13 protein-coding genes and 1 pseudogene are annotated in these 18,067 nt (G+C 73.2%); 7 read left to right on the top strand and 7 right to left on the bottom strand.

The window, feature by feature from the left end; all coding sequences use genetic code 11:
- Positions 1-64 precede the first annotated feature (64 nt).
- The 3 genes from ACFYOH_RS10800 to ACFYOH_RS10790 are packed head-to-tail and all read right to left on the bottom strand — an operon-like array spanning position 65 to position 2,384.
- The gene (locus tag ACFYOH_RS10800) at positions 65-916 is read right to left on the bottom strand and encodes a phosphatase PAP2 family protein (RefSeq protein WP_388623539.1); all 852 of its coding nucleotides are present in this window, start codon (positions 914-916) and stop codon (positions 65-67) included.
- Complete coding sequence (locus ACFYOH_RS10795) at positions 913-1,734, bottom strand: polyphosphate polymerase domain-containing protein (RefSeq protein ID WP_388623536.1); 822 nt, start codon at positions 1,732-1,734, stop codon at positions 913-915. Before ACFYOH_RS10795 ends, ACFYOH_RS10800 begins: the two co-directional genes overlap by 4 nt.
- Positions 1,731-2,384, bottom strand: coding sequence for a DUF4956 domain-containing protein (locus tag ACFYOH_RS10790; RefSeq protein ID WP_388623533.1), 654 nt, complete (start codon positions 2,382-2,384; stop codon positions 1,731-1,733). The genes ACFYOH_RS10795 and ACFYOH_RS10790 overlap by 4 nt, the downstream gene beginning before the upstream one ends.
- A gap of 151 nt (positions 2,385-2,535) precedes the next feature.
- Between ACFYOH_RS10790 and ACFYOH_RS10785 the strand changes: the two genes are divergently transcribed.
- Together ACFYOH_RS10785 and ACFYOH_RS10780 are read left to right on the top strand one after the other, a co-directional pair.
- Positions 2,536-3,207, top strand: coding sequence for a response regulator transcription factor (locus tag ACFYOH_RS10785; RefSeq protein ID WP_388623530.1), 672 nt, complete (start codon positions 2,536-2,538; stop codon positions 3,205-3,207).
- Entirely contained in the window at positions 3,204-4,610 is a 1,407-nt protein-coding gene (locus tag ACFYOH_RS10780) for an ATP-binding protein (RefSeq protein ID WP_388623527.1), read from the top strand. Before ACFYOH_RS10785 ends, ACFYOH_RS10780 begins: the two co-directional genes overlap by 4 nt.
- Before the next feature lie 44 nt (positions 4,611-4,654).
- Here ACFYOH_RS10780 and ACFYOH_RS10775 read toward each other — a convergent pair whose 3' ends face one another.
- A complete protein-coding gene (locus ACFYOH_RS10775) occupies positions 4,655-5,779 on the bottom strand; it encodes an MFS transporter (protein ID WP_388623885.1) in 1,125 nt (374 codons plus the stop codon).
- A gap of 200 nt (positions 5,780-5,979) precedes the next feature.
- Positions 5,980-6,126: pseudogene (locus ACFYOH_RS10770) on the bottom strand (hypothetical protein); the annotation flags it as partial.
- A 297-nt stretch (positions 6,127-6,423) separates the two neighbouring features.
- Between ACFYOH_RS10770 and ACFYOH_RS10765 the strand changes: the two are divergent.
- The 4 genes from ACFYOH_RS10765 (at position 6,424) to ACFYOH_RS10750 (ending at position 14,031) form a co-directional block, all read left to right on the top strand.
- Positions 6,424-7,995, top strand: a complete 1,572-nt coding sequence (locus ACFYOH_RS10765) for a Na+/H+ antiporter (RefSeq protein WP_388623524.1) — start codon at positions 6,424-6,426, stop codon at positions 7,993-7,995.
- A gap of 275 nt (positions 7,996-8,270) precedes the next feature.
- Positions 8,271-10,229, top strand: coding sequence for an amino acid transporter (locus ACFYOH_RS10760; protein ID WP_388623521.1), 1,959 nt, complete (start codon positions 8,271-8,273; stop codon positions 10,227-10,229).
- Between the two features lie 111 nt (positions 10,230-10,340).
- Positions 10,341-10,859, top strand: a complete 519-nt coding sequence (locus ACFYOH_RS10755; RefSeq protein ID WP_388623518.1) for a hypothetical protein — start codon at positions 10,341-10,343, stop codon at positions 10,857-10,859.
- Between the two features lie 19 nt (positions 10,860-10,878).
- On the top strand, positions 10,879-14,031 hold the full coding sequence (locus tag ACFYOH_RS10750; RefSeq protein WP_388623515.1) for an ATP-binding protein: 3,153 nt from the start codon (positions 10,879-10,881) through the stop codon (positions 14,029-14,031).
- A gap of 55 nt (positions 14,032-14,086) precedes the next feature.
- Here the strand turns inward: ACFYOH_RS10750 and ACFYOH_RS10745 are convergent, their stop codons facing one another.
- Both ACFYOH_RS10745 and ACFYOH_RS10740 read right to left on the bottom strand, forming a co-directional pair.
- Complete coding sequence (locus ACFYOH_RS10745) at positions 14,087-14,881, bottom strand: ABC transporter permease (protein ID WP_388623512.1); 795 nt, start codon at positions 14,879-14,881, stop codon at positions 14,087-14,089.
- Complete coding sequence (locus ACFYOH_RS10740) at positions 14,878-15,849, bottom strand: ATP-binding cassette domain-containing protein (protein ID WP_388623509.1); 972 nt, start codon at positions 15,847-15,849, stop codon at positions 14,878-14,880. The genes ACFYOH_RS10745 and ACFYOH_RS10740 overlap by 4 nt, the downstream gene beginning before the upstream one ends.
- A 159-nt stretch (positions 15,850-16,008) precedes the next feature.
- On the opposite strand from ACFYOH_RS10740, the gene ACFYOH_RS10735 reads away from it, so the two are divergent.
- Positions 16,009-18,057: an NAD(+) synthase gene (locus tag ACFYOH_RS10735; protein ID WP_388623506.1), complete on the top strand. Its 2,049-nt coding sequence runs from the start codon at positions 16,009-16,011 to the stop codon at positions 18,055-18,057.
- Positions 18,058-18,067 lie beyond the last annotated feature (10 nt).

The raw sequence follows: 18,067 nt of genomic DNA, 5'->3' as shown, positions 1-18,067 counted from the left end.
CAACCGACGGAAGGGCGCCTTGGCCACCGCGGTGGCCAAGGCGCCCTTCGGCGGCTCAGGTGCGTCAGTGCCCGCTGATCGCGAGTTCGTAGTCACCGATCAGATCGCCCAGCAGCGTTCCGGCCGTCAGGTCGCTGGTGACGTGACCGGCCATGTAGAGGCGGGAGTAGAGGACCTGGGCCCGCATCCACTCGTACTCCCCGGCCCGGTGCGGGGAGAGGGCGCTGAGGAAGGTGACGGCCGCGGCGGAACGGGCCGCGTGCCGGGAGGGGTAGGAGTACGGGCCCTTGGCGCCGGGCTTGATGTGCTTGTCCGGGCGCAGGGTCGGGTCCAGGACGAACGGGGCCGGCTGCTTGTCCTTGGCGGCCAGCTGGTCGCTGATCGTCTTGGCCAGCGCCAGGGCCGCCTTGAGCTCCGCCTTCTCCGCCGTGCCCTTCGTGGCGGGGACGAGTTCGTTCTGGTCGTGGAGGTAGAGCTTCCAGACGTCCTTCTTGCCGTTGAGCTCCAGCCAGGTGGCCGCCTTCTTCCCGGCGGCCGTACGGGTCTTGGCGAGGGCCTGGACCTGGTGGAGTTCGGCGGTGCGCTGCTTCGCGGTGGGGGGTGCAGGGATCTGCGCGGCGGCCCAGGCGGCGAACGCCTTGTCGTCGCGGGTGGTGCCGTGCGCCTTCCGCCACTGGGCGAAGAGGGCGTCGGCCTTCGTCCGCTGGTCGGCGGCCAGCTTGCCGATCGGCGCGATCTCGGCGTCCTTGAAGAGGGCCGGGGGCGGGCTCTGCTTGATGCGGTCGGTCGCCGAGAGCTTCAGCCCGGGGAATCCGGCGGCGGCCAGCTGCGGTCGCAGCAGACCGAAGGAGGCGGCGGTCACGGCGACCACCGCGATGACGGCGTACGGCCATTTGATGCCGCGCAGGACGTTCATGCGGCGGAGGTCCTTTCGAGGAGCGGTGCGGGCTGCGGCTCGGCGGTGAGAGCGGTGAAGTGGGCGCGGGCGAGCCGGCGTACGTCGTTGTCGGGCAGGCCGGGGGTGAGCAGGGAGCGGCCGACGACGTACTTGCTGAGGGAGACGGGCCGGGCGCCCAGGCGCAGCAGGAGCCGGTCGGCGGGGGCGGGCCGGGTGCCGCCCTTGGTCTCCACGAGGACGTGCCCCGGGTCGAGAGCGGCGGTGCGGTCGCCGTGGTGGCAGGTGAGGGCGCCGTCGAGGGTGACGCGCGTGCCGTGGTCCAGGTCGGCGAGGGCGGCGCGGACATAGCGGATCTCGGCGGCCGGGGAGAGGGCCGCGGTGGTGACGGGGATGTCCGCCGCGCGCAGCACCCCGTCGACGAACCCGGCGGCGGCGCCGTCCAGTCGCCCGTAGGTGTGATGGGGGATCCTCAGGGCGTGCTTGACGGTGGCCCCGCGGCCGTCCTTCGTCTTCACCTCCACCCGGCACAGTCCGTCCTCCGCGTACAGGCGGGTGCGGACCTTCCAGCGCCGGCGGCGGCCCTGGACGTGGGCCCGCCAGGCGCCGAGCTGCTCGGTGTCGAAGTAGGTGCTGAGGTAGCCGGTCGTACGACGGCCGGCCAGGTCGAGGACGTGGTGGCTGTCGGCGAGCCGGGCGACGAGGTCGCGGGCGCGGTCGAGGGGGACCAGGTACTTGCGGTCGGTGCGGTGCTGCAGCGCCGCCGCCGCGTCGACCTCGGCGAGCGTGGCGCCGCGCAGTGCGCTGAGGCCGAGGTCCGCCGCGAGGGAGGAGCTCATGCGACGGTCACCGGCTCGCGCGGCTCGCTGTCCTGGGCAAGGGCCGCCTCGCCCGCTGCGACGGGGTACTGGGCGGAGACCCGGGTGGTCTCGCGGACGTAGTCGACCTCGTCGACCTCGACCGACAGCGGAGCCCGGCCGAAGCGGAAGGCGACGTCCTGGGAGATCAGGGCGGGGTCGTCGTAGATCCGGTCCAGGGTCAGTTTCACCGTGCGGGTCGGCGGCTGGTAGGCGCGGGGGTCGTCCACCAGCAGGACCGCCAGCAGCACCACCGCGTCCAGCGCGATCACGAGCCAGCTGTCGCGCTGCGGAAGTCCGGTGCACAGGGCGATGACCAGGGCCACGAAGGTGTAGGCGACATCGCGCAGGGTGAAGGCGGCGCTGCGCAGCCGGACCAGGGAGAGGATGCCGAACAGTCCGAAGCCCACCCCGGCGGGGAACTTGCCCGCGCTGATGGTGCTCATCGCCGCGAACAGCCCGATGTTCAGCGCGGCCAGGACCAGCGGCATCGCCGGTGCGCTGGGGCGGCGCCGGTACAGCCAGCCGACCAGGACCAGCAGGGCGACGACGTCGAGGCCGCCACGCGTGAGGAGGTCGACGGGGGCGATGTGGTGGGTGATGCCCTTGGCGGCGAGCACCAGTGCGTCCATGACTGTCCCTTCCGTCCCGGAACGTCGGACGGCGGACCGGTCGCGGTCCGCGGAGCACCGCGACGTGAAGGAAGGTAGGGATGTCACATGAACAGACCATGAAGGCTTCCAGGCGTCCGGAGCCGGAGCTCCGGCGGTTAGCCTGACCGCCATGCGCTACCTGGTCGTCGACGACGAGACCCGCCTCACCGACCTCGTCGTCCGCTACCTCACCGAGTCCGGACACACCGCCGAGGGCCGTTACGACGGCCCCTCGGGGCTGGCCGCCGCCCGTGACCCCCGCCTGGACGGGGTCCTGCTGGATGTGATGCTGCCCGGGATGGACGGGGTCGAGGTGTGCCGGACGCTGCGCGGCGAGGGCGTCGACGTGCCCGTGATCCTGCTGACGGCGCGCGGCGCGATCAGCGAACGGGTCGCCGGTCTCGACGCGGGCGCCGACGACTACGTGGTCAAGCCGTTCGCCCTGGAGGAGCTGCTGGCGCGGCTGCGGGCGATCTCCCGGCGCCGCCCCGACGGCTCGGGCCGCCTGAAGGTCGGCGACCTCGTCCTCGACCCCGGGCAGCAGCGGGCCTGGCGGGCGGACACCGAACTCGACCTGTCCCGGCGGGAGTTCGACGTCCTGCGGGTGCTGATGGCGAACGCCGGATGCCTGGTGACCCGGCTGCAGCTGCTCGACGAGGTCTGGGACGGCGAGACCGACCTGCGCAGCAACGCCATCGACGTACACGTCTCCAAGGTGCGCGCGAAGGTCGACCGGGCCTTCGACCGTACGACGATCACGACCCTGCGCGGACGCGGCTACCGCCTGGAGACCGCCCCGTGACCCAGCCGAGCGGGCTGCGCGCGTGGTGCGAGCGGCTGCCCTCCCGGTTGCGCGCGTGGTTCGGCCGACTGCCCGTCGTCACCCGGCTCGTGCTGGCCGTCGCCGTCACCATGTCCCTCGTGCTGACCGGTACGGCCTGGCTGGTCTACTGGCGGGTGCAGAGCGCCCTCGACCGTCAGCTCCACGACGACCTGGCCACGTACCAGCACAGCCTCGACCGGGCCGTCCGCGCCGGCACCGCGCCGCCTCCGGGCCCCAGCGGCAGTCTCTACCAGGTCCTCGACGGCCGAGGCCGGGTCCTCGCCGCCGACGACGCCGTGGGCGACCGGTCGCTGCTCACCCCCGCCGAACTCCGGGCGGCCGGGCACGGGCGCGCGGTACGCCGTGACGTCGGCTCGCTGCTGCCGATCACCCCGGACACGCTGCGCCTGCAGGCCGAGCGGGTCCGCGCCGGCGGGGCGACGCGGGTCGTCGTCACCGCCGTCCGCCGCGGCCATCGCGACGAGGCCCTGCGGGAACTCCTCGCCCAGCTCGCCCTCGCCTCCGGACTGACCCTGATCGCCGCCTCGTACGTCGGCTACCGCACCGCCCGCGCCGCACTGCGCCCCGTCGAGCGCTACCGCACCGCTGCCGCCGCCCTCGCCGACGGCGGGCCGAACCTGCGCCTGGACGTGCCCGCCGACCGCGACGACGAGATCACCCGGCTCGGGCACACCCTCAACCGCATGCTCGACCGTCTGGAGGCGTCCGCCGCCCGCGAGCGCCGCTTCGTCGCGGACGCCAGCCATGAGCTGCGCACCCCGCTGTCCCTGCTGCGGGCAGAGGTCGACGTGGCACTGCACCGCCCCCGCTCGGCCGAGGAACTCAACCAGACCCTGCGCTCCGTGGACGCGGAGGTCCAGCGCCTGATCGACCTCTCCAACGCCCTGCTGGACCTGGAGGAACTCGGCAGCACCGGCCACATCACCCGGGCACCGGTACGACTCGCCGACCTGGTCGGCACCGCCGTGGCCCCGCATCTGCGCACCGCCGAACGGGCCGGGCGCGGCGTTTCCGCCGACGCGGCGGACACCGTCGTCGACGTCGACGCCCGCTGGCTGGTGCCCGCGATCGGCAACCTCGTCGCCAACGCGCTGCGGCACGGCGACGGGGCGGTCCGTGTCGCGGCCATCGTCCATGAGGGCCGGCTGCGGCTGTCCGTCACGGACGAGGGGCCGGGCTTCCCACCCGAGTTTCTGCCCCGCGCCTTCGACCGTTTCGCCCGCGCGGAGGCCAGCCGGACGAGCGAGGGATCGGGGCTGGGGCTCGCGTTCGTACAGGCGGTGGCCGTGGCTCATGGGGGTGGGGTGCGGGCGGAGAACTCGCCGGGCGGGGCGGCTGTCACCGTCGATGTGCCTTGCTGACGGGGCCGTCGGGCGGGTGCGGCGCCGTCGTGGGGCGCTGCCCCTCAGCCCCTTCGGATGAACGCCACCAACGCTCCCGCCGCCACGAGAATCCCCAGCGCGCCGAAGCCGTGGCTCAGGCCGGCTCCGGAGGCGACCGCCGCCACCAGCAACGGGCCGCCCGCGTCGCCCAGTTCACGCCCGAGTTCCGCCGCGCCCATGGTCTGCCCCAGCCGTTCCCCGGGAGTCGAAGACGCCAGTGCGGCGAAGCCGAGCGGGGTGATCAGGCCCGTGCCGGTGCCGACGAGGACGGCGGCCGGGAGGAGGCCGGTGAGGCCGGGCAGCATGGCGCAGGCCAGACCGGCGGCGGTGATCGCGAGTCCCGCGGCGAGACCTGTACGGGTCGTCAGGCGTCCCTCGTCCAGGGCCCGCCCCGCACGCGGCTGGACCACGGCCGCGCAGGCGGCGAGCAGCGACACGGCGGCCCCGGTGGCCACCGTGCCCAGCCCCGCGGCGCGACCGGAGACCGGCAGGAAGCCCACCCCGGCCGAGAGGGCCGCGGTCGCGGCGGCGAGCGCGGCGGTCGGGGCCAGGAAGACCGGGTCGGCGAGCCGTCGGGCGAGGTCCAGCACCGTCTGCCGGGACTTCGGCAGCGGGGGTACGACGGGAACGGCGAGCGCGGCCCAGACGGCGACCGCCGCGCCCAGCGCCGCCAGGACGGCGAACAGCAGCCACAGCCCGCCGGCCCAGACCAGGACACCGCCGAGCAGCGGGCCGAGCGTGTAGCCGATGGACTTGAAGAAGCCGTAGCTGCCGAAGGCGCGGCCGTGCCCCGCGGCCGGGTTGAGCCGGGCCACCAGTGCGGACGCGGACGGTGAGAACGCGGAGGCCGCGGCACCCTGGCCGAGCCGGGCCGCCCACAGCCAGCCGGGGCTGTCCGCCACCACGTACAGCGCGGACGCGGACGCGAAGGCCACGAGCCCGCCGAGCAGCACCGGGCGGGCGCCCGCCCGGTCGGCGAGGGTGCCGAACACCGGCTTGAGGATCACCTCGGCGCCGTCGTACAGGGCGAGCAGCCCGCCCAGCACCAGCAGCGAGGTCACCGCGCCCTTCGCGTGACCGCCGAGGTTCGCGGCGATGCCGTGCGCCCCGAAGGCCGTGGTGAACCCGGCCGCGTACAGCGGCCACATCTGCCGGGCCGAGGCCGCCGAAGCCGGCGCGGCGGCCTCCGCGCCGGGTCCGCGCTGGTTCGCCATGCCGGCGAACGTAGCAGGCCGGGCTACAGGCCCACATCCCGGCTGCGGACGTCCTCCAGGGACTCGCGGCGGACCAGGAGGCGGGCGCGGCCGTCGCGTACGGCGACCACGGGCGGGCGGCCGACCAGGTTGGTGAGTTCCCTGCGCGGTACCTGCTCCGGGCCGCACAGCATCACCTCGGTGCGCGGCCGGTGATGGTGTTCGACGAAGGCGACCACGCAGTCGGTGCCCCGCTCGATCCGGCGGTGTGCCTCCGACAGTTTCCGGCGGAGTTGGGCCATGCGTAGACCCGCAGATAGTTGGTCTTGTTGCTCTGCGAGACGCCCCAGGCCTCCTGGAGCAGCGAGAGCCACCAGCGCGACCGGTCGCCCGTTGACGGCTCCCATATGGCGGCGGTTACGGCTTTGACGGGTCTCTTACGACCCTGATTCCGCACCGGTGGGCAGCCCGCGGTGCGTGTCTGTGACGCACCTTGGCACTGTCTTGACGTGACCTGGCCCGATAGGGTGAGTGCAGGTGTGCCGGGAAGTCTGGTCGGCCGGGAGTCAGAGTGGCTTCCGCAATTCCAGGGGGACGGCATGCGCAGCGTCGGCACGGTTCTCGCCCTCGTGGTCCTCGCCACGGTGGTCGCCACCTTCGCGCGCCGCTGGCGCATCCCCGCCCCCTCCCTGCTCGTGGTCGCCGGTCTCGCGGTGGCCCTGCTCCCGGGCACCCCGCAGATCCAGATCAGCCCGCAGATCATCGGCCTGGTCGTCCTCCCGCCGCTGCTGTACGCGAGCGCGGAGGACATGCCGTGGCGGGAGCTGCGGGCGGTGTGGAAGCCGGTCGGGATCCTCGCCATCGGCCTGGTGCTCGCCTCCGCGGCGGCCGTCGCGGCCGTGGCCGCCCTGGTCACCCCCCTGTCCTGGGAGATGGCGTTCGTCCTGGGCGCGGTGCTGGCCAGCACCGACCCCGTGGCGGTGACCGCGCTCGGCCGCCGGCTCGCGCTGCCGCCGAGAGTGCAGGTCCTCGTGCAGGCGGAGAGCCTGTTCAACGACGCGACGTCCCTGGTGCTGGTCCGGGTGGCGGCGGGCATCGCCATCGCCTCGGCCGCCGCGAGCTGGGGCGCCGCGAGCGGCCAGTTCTTTCTGCTCGCGGGCGGCGGCACGGTGATCGGGACGGCGGTGGCCGGAGTGGTCACCCTGATCCGGCGCCGCACCGAGGACCCGGTGCTGGAGACGGTGATCGCCCTGGTCACCCCGTACGCCGCCTACCTGCTGGCCGAGGTCGCGCACACCTCCGGAGTGACGTCCTGCGTGGTGGCCGGGGTGGTGCTGGGCGGCCGCGGCGACCGCCTGACCAACGCCCGCATACGGCTCCAGCTGCACGCGGTGTACGGCACGGTGGTGTTCCTGCTGGAGAGTGTGGTCTTCAGCCTGATCGGCCTGGCCCTGCCCTCCCAGGTACGGGCCCTGGCGGACGGCGACCGGCCCTGGCCGCTGTACGCCCTCGCCGTCGCCGTCACGCTCGTCGCCGTACGGCTGCTGTGGCTGGCGCCGCTGTCGGCGGTCGTGCAGCGCGAGGGCGGGGTCGGCCGGCTGAACTGGCGGATCCCGATGGTGCTGACCTGGGCGGGCACGCGCGGCGTGATGCCGCTGGCCGCCGCGCTGTCCATACCCGAGGTCGCCAAGGACGGCAGCCCGCTCACCGACCGCCCCCTGGTACTGGTCCTGACCACGTCCGTCGTGGTCGTCACCCTCGTCGTCCAGGGCTTCACCCTCGCCCCGGTCGTCCGCGCCTCCGGCATCGCCCTGGAGCCCGCCCACACCGCGCGCGAGGAGGCCGAGGCCCGCTCCCACCTCGCCCATGCCGGCCTCGCCCGCCTGGAGGAGCTCGCGGAGCTGGAGGTCGTGCCCGAGGTCGTCCTGGACCGGCTCCGCCGGGGCCTGACCGCCCGCCTCGACGACGCCCGCGACCGCCTCGCCGAGAGCAGGGGCGGCGTGGCCACCGAGTCCGCCGACCGGGTCTACCGCCAGCTGCGGCGCGATCTGATCGCCGTCGAGACGGGTGAACTTCAGCGGCTGTACGACGCGCATGCCATCAGCGACACGACGCGGCGGCGGTTGCAGCGGGCGTTGGACCTTGAGGAGGCCCGGCTGTCGGACACCTGAGCCGCCGCAGTGCCGTCGGCCGTCACAGTGCCCCCGGCGCAGTCCACCGTGTGCTCCGCCGCCGCCCGCTCCCCCGTACGGCGCAACCGCTCCCCGCGCAGGGGAAAACCTTGCAGTGTATGTCCGGCCAGCACTCGCCACGCCGGCCTTGACGCAAGCTTGACGCCCCCGGCGGAACGAGCCATGGGCCCGTGCGTCACCGTCTGCCTACGCTGGTGTCGCCGTATGCGTGATGGCCGGAACCCCACGCTGAGCCGCACATCAGGAGCACGCCGATGGCGACGATCGAACACCCTCCGCATACCGGTCGGCTGCGCGCCTGGATGCTGCAGGGCCTGTCCGACATGGGCAAGCACGGCAGCCACACCGGCCCGCACGCCGAGCCGGAAGCCCCGCACAAGGGTCAGCGCTGGTACCGGGTGATGTGCCTGACCGGTGTCGACTACTTCTCCACCCTCGGCTACCAGCCCGGTATCGCGGCCCTGGCGGCTGGTCTGCTCTCCCCGGTCGCCACCCTGGTCCTCGTCGCCGTCACCCTCGCCGGCGCCCTGCCCGTCTATCGCAGGGTGGCCCAGGAGAGCCCGCACGGCGAGGGCTCCATCGCCATGCTGGAGCGGCTGCTGTCCTTCTGGAAGGGCAAGCTGTTCGTCCTGACGCTGCTGGGCTTCGCCGCCACCGACTTCCTGATCACCATCACCCTGTCGGCCGCCGACGCCACCACCCACCTGATCGAGAACCCGCACCTGACGAGCACGCTGCACGGCGGGCAGATGCTGATCACCCTGATCCTGGTGGCGCTGCTGGGCGCGGTGTTCCTCAAGGGCTTCCTGGAGGCGATCGGCGTCGCGTTCGCCCTGGTGGTGGTCTATCTCGCCCTGAACGCCGTGGTCGTGGTGGTGGGGCTGGGGCACGTACTCACCGCAGGGCACGTGGTCACCGACTGGACCAGCGCCCTGACCGCCGCGCACGGCAACGTCTTCGCCATGATCGGGGTGTCCCTGCTGGTCTTCCCCAAGCTCGCGCTCGGCCTGTCCGGCTTCGAGACCGGCGTCGCCGTCATGCCGCACGTCCGGGGCGACCCGGACGACACCGAGGAGAAGCCGACCGGCCGGATCCGGGACACGAAGAAGCTGCTCACCACGGCCGCGCTGATCATGAGCGCCTTTCTGATCACCACCAGCTTCATCACCACCGTGCTGATCCCGGCGAACGAGTTCAAGCCCGGCGGCAAGGCCAACGGCCGTGCGCTGGCGTACCTGGCGCACGATTACCTCGGCGGCGCCTTCGGCACGGTCTACGACATCTCGACCATCGCCATCCTGTGGTTCGCCGGCGCCTCCGCGATGGCCGGTCTGCTGAACCTGATGCCGCGCTATCTGCCCCGCTACGGCATGGCCCCGCACTGGGCCCGCGCCGTGCGCCCGATGGTCATCGTCTTCACCCTCATCGCCTTCCTGGTCACCTGGCTGTTCGACGCCAACGTCGACAAGCAGGGCGGCGCCTACGCCACCGGTGTGCTGGTGCTCATCAGCTCCGCGGCGATCGCGGTGACCATCGCCGCGCGCAAGGCGGGGCAGCGCAAGTGGACCATCGGGTTCGCCGTGATCTCCGCCGTGTTCCTCTACACGACCGTGGTGAACGTGATCGAGCGCCCGGACGGTGTGAAGATCGGTGCCTGCTTCATCGTCGGCATCATGCTCGTCTCCTTCCTCTCCCGGCTGGCCCGCGCCTTCGAGCTGCGCGTCACGCATGTCGAGCTGGACGCCATGGCGGAACGATTCATCCGGGACATGTCGCACCGCCGTATCCGCTTCATCGCGAACAAGCCCGGCCGCCGCGACAAGGCCGAGTATCGCGACAAGGCCGAGCAGATCCGGGCCGACAACGACCTGCCGGAGCAGGAGGACTTCGTCTTCGTCGAGGTCACGGTCACCGACCCCTCCGAGTTCGAGGCGGGCCTCACCGTACGCGGCGAGGTGCTGCACAACCGCTATCGCGTCCTGACCCTGGAGCACTCCTCCATCTCCAACGCCCTGGCAGCCCTCCTCCTGCACGCCCGGGACATGACGGGCTGCACCCCGCACATCTACTTCGAGTGGACCGAGGGCACCCCCTTCGCCAACTTCCTGCGCTTCTTCCTCTTCGGCCAGGGCGAGGTCGCCCCGGTCACCCGCGAGGTCCTGCGCGAGGCCGAACCGAACCGGCCCCAGCGCCCCCGCGTGCACACCGGCTGAGGAGCGGCCGCGCCGACCGGCGTCAGGATTCCGTCAAGATGCACCCGTACCGCGCTAGGACCCCGTAAGCAGCGGCTGCCGCACCCCGCACGGCCGCCTAGCGTCGACGCCATGCGACGGAGCGGACCGCCAGGCTCGGCCGGCGACCGCCACTGGCGCGGCAGCGCCCGGCTCGCGCTCACCTGCGCCCTGCTCTTCTGCGCCCTGAGCCTCCTCGTCGACTGGGACGCCGGGAGCCTGACCCCCGTGCGCGCCCTGCTCTGGGTCGCCCTGTCGGCCGCGGTGTGCACCGTCCTGCTCCCCCAGCGGGTGAGCGCGGGCCCCGGCTGGCTCGCGGTCCGCACGCCCTGGCGCCGGCGCCTGGTCCGCACCGACGCGCTGGTCTCCGTACGGCAGTACGACGGTGTCTCCTCCCACCTGGTCCTGCGGGACGTCCACGGCCACCGCCTGGAACTCGATCCCCGCGTCCTGGCCGCCAACCCGCTGCTCTGGCACGAACTCGACACCGGTGTCCGCCGTTCCCTGGAGCGCGGAACGCTGCTGCGCGGTGCGGACGTCGTGCACCGCCTGGGCCACCGCATCGACGACGAGACCGTGCAGGCGGTGCTCCGGGCTTCGGGGCTCTCCTGACTCTGGCTAACCTGCACGGGTGACCACCGAGTTGACACTGCTGTCCCGCGTCGCCTGTCGTGGGCGGGAGATCACGGCACCCCGGCTGCGCGGGCTGCTGGCCCTGCTCGCGGAGGATCTGCGCACCGGCTGCAGCACGGGCCGGCTCGTGGAGGGCCTGTGGGCGGAGGACGAGCTGCCCGAGCGGCCCGGCAAGGCGGTGCAGATCCTGGTGTCACGGCTGCGGGCGCAGCTGGGTGCCGAGCTGATCGTGAGCACGCCGACGGGCTATCGGCTGGCGCTGGACGAGCCGCGGGTGGACAGCTCCGCGCTGCTGCTGCACGAGTCGGCGGCCGCCGGGCGCGCCCGGTCCGGAGACCACGAGGGCGCGCTGGCCGAGGCGGAGGCCGGGCTGGCCCTGTGGGACGGGAACGTGGGCGCCGGAGCGGGCGAGGTCCTGCACGACCCGGTGGTGGCGTTGCGCGCCGGGCGGATCCGGGCGCACCGCGCGCTGGTCCGCTCCCGGGCGCTCGCGCTCGCCCGGCTGGGGCGGCGGGAGGAGGCCGCGGCCGCCCTGGCCGAGCTGGCGCAGGAGCTGCCGCGGGACGAGGAGCTGCTGGCGGAGCTGCTGCGCTGCGAGGCCGCCACCGCCGGCCGGGCCGCCGCGCTGACCCGCTACGACACCTATCGCCGCGGGCTGCGGGACGAGCTGGGGACCGATCCCGGCACCGGCCTCAAGGCCGTGTACCAGGAGCTGCTGCGGGCGGACGCGGCGCCGGTGCGCCACGGCGTGCCGCACGACCCGAACCCGCTGCTGGGCCGGGACGCCGACCTCGCCGCCGTGACCGGGCTGCTGCGCGAGGCCCGGGTGGTCACCGTCGTCGGCCCCGGCGGACTGGGCAAGACCCGGCTCTCCCACGCGGTGAGCCGGGCGGCCGAGCAGCCCGTGGTGCACTTCGTTCCACTGGCCGGTGTCACCGCCGACGACGACGTGCCCGGCGAGGTGGCCACGGCGGTCGGCGCCGGGGAGGGCCGGCAGTTCACCGGCGGCACCGACCTGGTGAGCGGCATCGTCGCCGCGTTGGGTGCCGGGCCGGTGCTGCTGGTGCTGGACAACTGCGAGCAGGTCATCGCCGGTGCGGCCGCCCTCGTCCAGGCGCTGGTGTCGCGGACGGGCAAGCTGCGGGTGCTGGCCACCAGCCGGGCCCCGCTGGGGCTGAGCTCGGAGTCCGTGTACGCCCTGCCGGAGCTGTCCCAGGCGACCTCGGTGGAACTCTTCACCCAGCGGGCCCGCGCCGCCCGGCCCGGCGTGGAGCTGCCCCCGGGCCCGGTCGCCGAGATCTGCCGGCACCTGGACGGGCTGCCGCTCGCCGTGGAGCTCGCCGCGGCCCGGGTGCGGGTGCTCTCCGTGGCCGACATCTCCAGCCGGCTGAGGGACCGGTTCGCGCTGCTGCGCGGCGGCGCCCGCGACGCACCCGAGCGGCACCGCACCCTGCGGGCCGTGGTCGACTGGAGCTGGAACCTCCTGGAGCCCGACGGACAGGCCGCCCTGCGCGCCCTGTCCGTGTTCCCCGGGGGCTTCACCGAGGACGCGGCGGAGTACGTCCTCGGCGAGACCGGGGACGCACTGGTCCTGCTGGAACAGCTGGCCGGGCAGTCCCTGATCAAGGTCGACGACAGCCCCTCCGGAGTGCGCTTCCGCATGCTGGAGACACTGCGGGAGTTCGGCGCCGCCAAGCGTGCCGAGGCAGGCGAGGAGGAGGCGGTGACCGGCCGGTTCCTCGCCTGGGCGCGGGACTTCGGCCGCGCCCACCACGACCTGCTGTTCAGCCACGAACCGGTGCCCGCCTGGTCCCGCATCCGCGCCGAGCAGGACAACCTCGTCCTCGCCGTGCGGCACGCGCTGGCCCGCGGCGACGGGCCCGCCACCGCGGCCGTCACCGCCGTACTGTCCTCCCTGTGGTCCACCGGCTCCACCTACGGCCGGCTGGCCGCGCTGGCCGCCGACACCGCCGGCCCCCTGTCCCACTTCCGGCCCGAGGACCCCGAGGACGTGGAACCGGCCCGCAGCGCGGCGGCGGTGTGCGCGGCGAGCCTCTTCATGGGCCACGGCCCGCACGCCGTACGCCAGTTGGTGACCCTGCGCCGGCTGCCGCCCGCCCCGCCGGACACCGTGCTGCGGGCCCTGTCCGTCGTGCTGTGCGCCGTACCGGAGATGCGGCCGCCGGAGTTCGCCCGGCTCCGGCAGCTGTGCGAGGCCGACGAGCCGTTGCTGGCGGGCATCGCCGCGGCCGTCGCGAGCTACGTCTGGGAGGCGGGGCACGACGTGGAGCGGGCGCTGGCGAGCGCCCGCCGGATGGTCGACGCGCTCGCCCCGCTGAACAACCCGGCCATGCACCTGCTCAGCCACGGCCGGGTCAGCGAGCTGTGCCTGCAGACCGAGCGGGGCGCGGAGGCGTACGACCATCTGCGCGCCGCCCTGAGCGCACTGGACGCGTTCGGCGACACGTCGGACTCGCTCGGCGTCCGCTGGGGGCTGGCGCTGGCCTGTCTGCACAAGGGCGACATCGAAGAGGCCGAGTACTGGCTGGACCGCGCCGCCCTGGACCAGCCGCCGGACTCGGACGGGACGTTCAGCCCCGAGCTGCCGGCCAGGGCGGAGATCGCGCTGGCCCGGGGACTGACCGAGCTCGGGCTCGGGCTGTGGCGCCGGGCGGCGGAGCGGGTACGGCAGATCAGTGCCCTGTACGCCGCCGACGATCCCTTCGTGGACCCGTGGGCGCTGCAGCTGCAGTCGGCCGCCGTGGCCGCGCACGCGCTGCACGGCCGGCCGGACCCGGTCGCCGGGCTCACCGAGGAGTTGCGGGCGCGGCTGCTCGGGCTGCTGTCCAGTGCCCTGGCCGACGGCTCGCCGGCCGACGGGGCCCCGGTGGAACTGCCGGTGTACGGCACGTTGTTGCTGGCCCTCGGACACACCCGGCTGGCCCAGGGCGACCCGGCCGCCGTACGGCTGGTGGCGCTGGCCGAACGGATGCCGGTGGTACGGGAGTTCCCCACCCTGTCCCTGACCCGCTCCCGGGAAGCGGCCGAGAACGCCGACAGGGCGGCGTACGCCGACGCGAGGTCGAGGTACGCCGCCCTGGGGCGGGAGGGACTGCGGGCGGAGGCACTGCGGGAGCTTACGGCGGACTGACGGGGGCTCACCCGCAGCCGCCGGTTGGCCTCGCGGCCCCGCCCCTTCCGCGTCGTCACCGCTTCGGCTCGCGATTGAACTGCGCCTTGGACCACAGATAGCCCAGCACTGTCAGCCCCACGCACCACGCCAGAGCCAGCACGGCGTTCTTCGTGCCGATCCCGCTGCCCAGCAGCAGCCCCCGCAGGGTCTCGATGAAGGGCGAGAAGGGCTGGTACTCGGCGAACCAGCGGAACCAGCCCGGCATGGCGTTCACCGGCACGAACGCGCTGGACAGGAACGGCAGCATGACCAGCGGGGTCCCGATGTTGCTGGCGCCCTCGGGGTTGGGGCTCACCAGGCCCATGCCGACCGCGATCCAGGTCAGCGCGAGGCTGACCAGCGCCATCAGTCCGGCCGCCGCGAGCCACTCCACCGGCGTCGCGTTCGGCCGGAAGCCGATGGCCAGTCCGATACCGAGGACGAGCACCAGAGCCATCAGCGTCTTGATCACACTGCCGATCACATGGCCGATCAGCACGGAGGCGCGGGAGATCGCCATGGTGCGGAACCGGGCCATGATGCCCTCGGTCATGTCGGTGCACACGGACACCGCGGTGCCGAGCGAGGTCATGGCCACGGTCAGGAACAGGATGCCGGGGACGAGGTAGGCGACGTAGTCGGCCCGGTTCGCGTGGCCGCCGTTGATGCCGGCGCTCATCACGTCGCCGAAGACGTAGACGAAGAGCAGCAGCAGGATGACCGGGGTGAGCAGGAGGTTCAGGGTGAGGGAGGGATAGCGGCGCGCGTGCAGGAGGTTGCGCCGCAGCATGGTGAGGTTGTCGCGGAAGGCGTAGCCGGCGGTGATCATCGGACGGTCTCCTTGTCGGTGGTCTGGGCGGGTACGGAACTGCCGGTCAGGGCGAAGAACACGTCGTCCAGGTCCGGGGTGTGCACGGACAGCTCGTCGGCCTCGATGCCGGCGGCGTCCAGCCAGTCGAGGACGGCGCGCAGCTCGCGCTGGCTTCCGTCGCTGGGGATCTGCAGGGTGAGCGCCTCGTCGTCGCGGGTGGTCTCGCGCAGCGCGGTCGCCGCCCGCTCGTACGTCACCGGGTCGGAGAACCGGAGCCGCACATGGCCGCCGGGCACCAGCCGCTTGAGCTCGGCGGCGCTGCCCTCGGCGACGATCCGGCCGCCGTTGAGCACCGCGATGCGGTCGGCGAGCTGGTCGGCCTCCTCCAGGTACTGGGTGGTGAGGAAGACGGTCGTACCGCCGGAGACCAGCTCGCGGATGATCTGCCACATGGTGTGGCGGGAGCGCGGGTCGAGGCCGGTGGTCGGCTCGTCGAGGAAGATGATCCGCGGGTTGCCGACCAGGGTCATGGCGATGTCGAGGCGGCGCTTCATGCCGCCGGAGTAGGTGGAGGCGGGCTTCTTCGCGGCCTCGACCAGGTCGAAGCGCTCCAGCAGCTCGGCCACGACCTGCCGTCCCTCCCGGCGGGAGAGGTGCTGCAGGTCGGCCATGAGCAGCATGTTCTCCTCGCCGGTGATCAGCCCGTCCACGGCGGAGAACTGCCCGGTGACCCCGATGGCCGCCCGGACCGCCTGGGCCTGGGCGGTGAGGTCGTGCCCGGCGATCCGGGCCTGGCCGCCGTCGGCGGAGATCAGCGTGGACAGGATACTGACCACCGTGGTCTTGCCCGCGCCGTTCGGCCCGAGCAGGGAGAAGATCGTGCCGGCGGGCACCTGGATGTCGATGCCGTCGAGGACGGTCTTGTCCCCGTAGGCCTTGCGCAGCCCGGTGGCCGCGATCGCGAGTTCTTGTCCGGTCGTCGTCATGCCCCAGAGCGTGCGGCCGGCGCGGTTCAGGGCGGCTTCACCGGGGTTTCAGCCGGGCGAGAAGGGCCTCGGAGCGCTGAAACCCGCAGGTGAGCGGTGGGCGGCGGCCTGCCCTTTAGGCTTCCTCTTGTAGGAAAGTCGCTTCGGAAAGAGGTCCCGTTGAGCTTCTGGTCGATCTACCAGCACGGCTTCGCGCGCGTCGCCGCGTGCACGGGCCACACCGTCATCGCCGACCCGCCCGCCAACGCCGAGGCGGTCCTGCGCCATGCGCGCCGGTGCGCCGAGGAGGGTGTCGCCGTCGCCGTGTTCCCGGAGCTGTGCCTGTCCGGGTACGCGATCGACGACCTGCTGCTGCAGGACGCGCTGCTCGACGACGTCGAGACGGCGCTCGCCACGATCGTCGCCGGGTCGGCGGACCTGCTGCCGGTGCTGGTCGTCGGCGCCCCGCTGCGCCACCGCGACCGCATCTTCAACTGCGCGGTGCTCGTGCACCGCGGCCGGATCCTCGGCGTCGTACCGAAGTCGTACCCGCCGAACTACCGGGAGTTCTACGAGCGCCGGCAGATCGCCGGGGGAGACGGCGAACGCGGCGGAACGATCCGGCTCGGCGGCGCGGACGTGCCCTTCGGCGTGGACCTGCTCTTCGCGGCGACGGATCTGCCCGGGCTGGTCCTGCACGCCGAGGTCTGCGAGGACATGTGGGTGCCGGTGCCGCCGAGCGCGGAGGCCGCGCTGGCCGGTGCGACCGTCCTCGTCAACCTGTCGGGCAGCCCGATCACGGTCGGCCGCGCCGAGGACCGCAAGCTGCTGTGCCGCTCCGCGTCCTCGCGCTGCCTCTCCGCGTACGTCTACGCCGCGGCCGGCCTGGGTGAGTCGACCACCGACCTGTCCTGGGACGGCCAGACCCTGATCTACGAGAACGGGGAACTGCTGGCCGAGACCGAGCGCTTCCCGCTCGGCGAGCAGTACGCGGTGGCCGACGTCGACCTCGACCTGCTGCGGCAGGAACGGCAGCGGATGGGCACCTTCGGCGACAACCGCCGCACCCACGCGGCACGGACCGACGACTTCCGCACGGTGTCCTTCGAACTCGCCCCGCCCACCACCACCGACCTCGGCCTGCGCCGCCGCGTCGAACGCTTCCCGTTCGTGCCCGCCGACGCCGACCGCCTCGCCCTGGACTGCTACGAGGCCTACAACATCCAGGTCGCGGGGTTGCAGCAGCGCCTCGCCTCGATCGGCGGCCCGAAGGTGGTCATCGGCGTCTCGGGCGGCCTGGACTCCACGCACGCGCTGATCGTCGCCGCCCGGGCGATGGACCGCGCCGGCCGCCCGCGCAGCGACATCCTGGCCTTCACCCTGCCCGGCTTCGCCACCAGCGACCACACCAAGGACAACGCCCACCGGCTGATGCGCGCCCTCGGCGTCACCGCGGCCGAGCTGGACATCACGCCCACCGCCCGGCTGATGCTGAAGGAGATCGGCCACCCCTTCGCCGCCGGCGAGCCGGTGTACGACGTCACCTTCGAGAACGTCCAGGCGGGCCTGCGCACCGACTACCTGTTCCGCCTCGCCAACCAGCGCGGTGGCATCGTGCTCGGCACCGGCGACCTCTCCGAGCTGGCGCTCGGCTGGTCGACGTACGGCGTCGGCGACCAGATGAGCCACTACAACGTCAACTCCGGTGTCCCCAAGACACTGATCCAGCACCTCATCCGCTGGGTCGTCGGCAGCGAGCAGTTCGACGAGGAGACCGGCAAGATCCTCACCGCGATCCTCGACACGGAGATCAGCCCCGAACTCGTACCCGGCGAGGAGATGCAGTCCACCGAGTCCAAGATCGGCCCGTACGCGCTGCACGACTTCACCCTCTTCCACGTGCTGCGCTACGGCTTCCGCCCCGCCAAGATCGCCTTCCTCGCCTGGCACGCCTGGCACGACCGCGAGAACGGCGCCTGGCCCCCCGGCTTCCCGGAGGACGAGCGGGGCACGTACGACCTCGCCGCCATCCGCCACTGGCTGGAGGTCTTCATCCGCCGCTTCTTCGCCTTCTCCCAGTTCAAGCGCTCGGCCATGCCGAACGGCCCGAAGGTCTCGGCAGGCGGTTCACTCTCCCCGCGCGGCGACTGGCGGGCCCCGTCGGACGGGACGGCGCAGGCGTGGTTGCGGGACCTGGAGCGGGTCGACCTCAGGGAGCCCGGGGCGTAGGCGCCCCGAG

The sequence above is a fragment of the Streptomyces sp. NPDC007856 genome (genome assembly GCF_042868225.1).
GTDB lineage: Bacteria > Actinomycetota > Actinomycetes > Streptomycetales > Streptomycetaceae > Streptomyces.
This window is presented reverse-complemented; position numbering and strand designations above follow the sequence as displayed.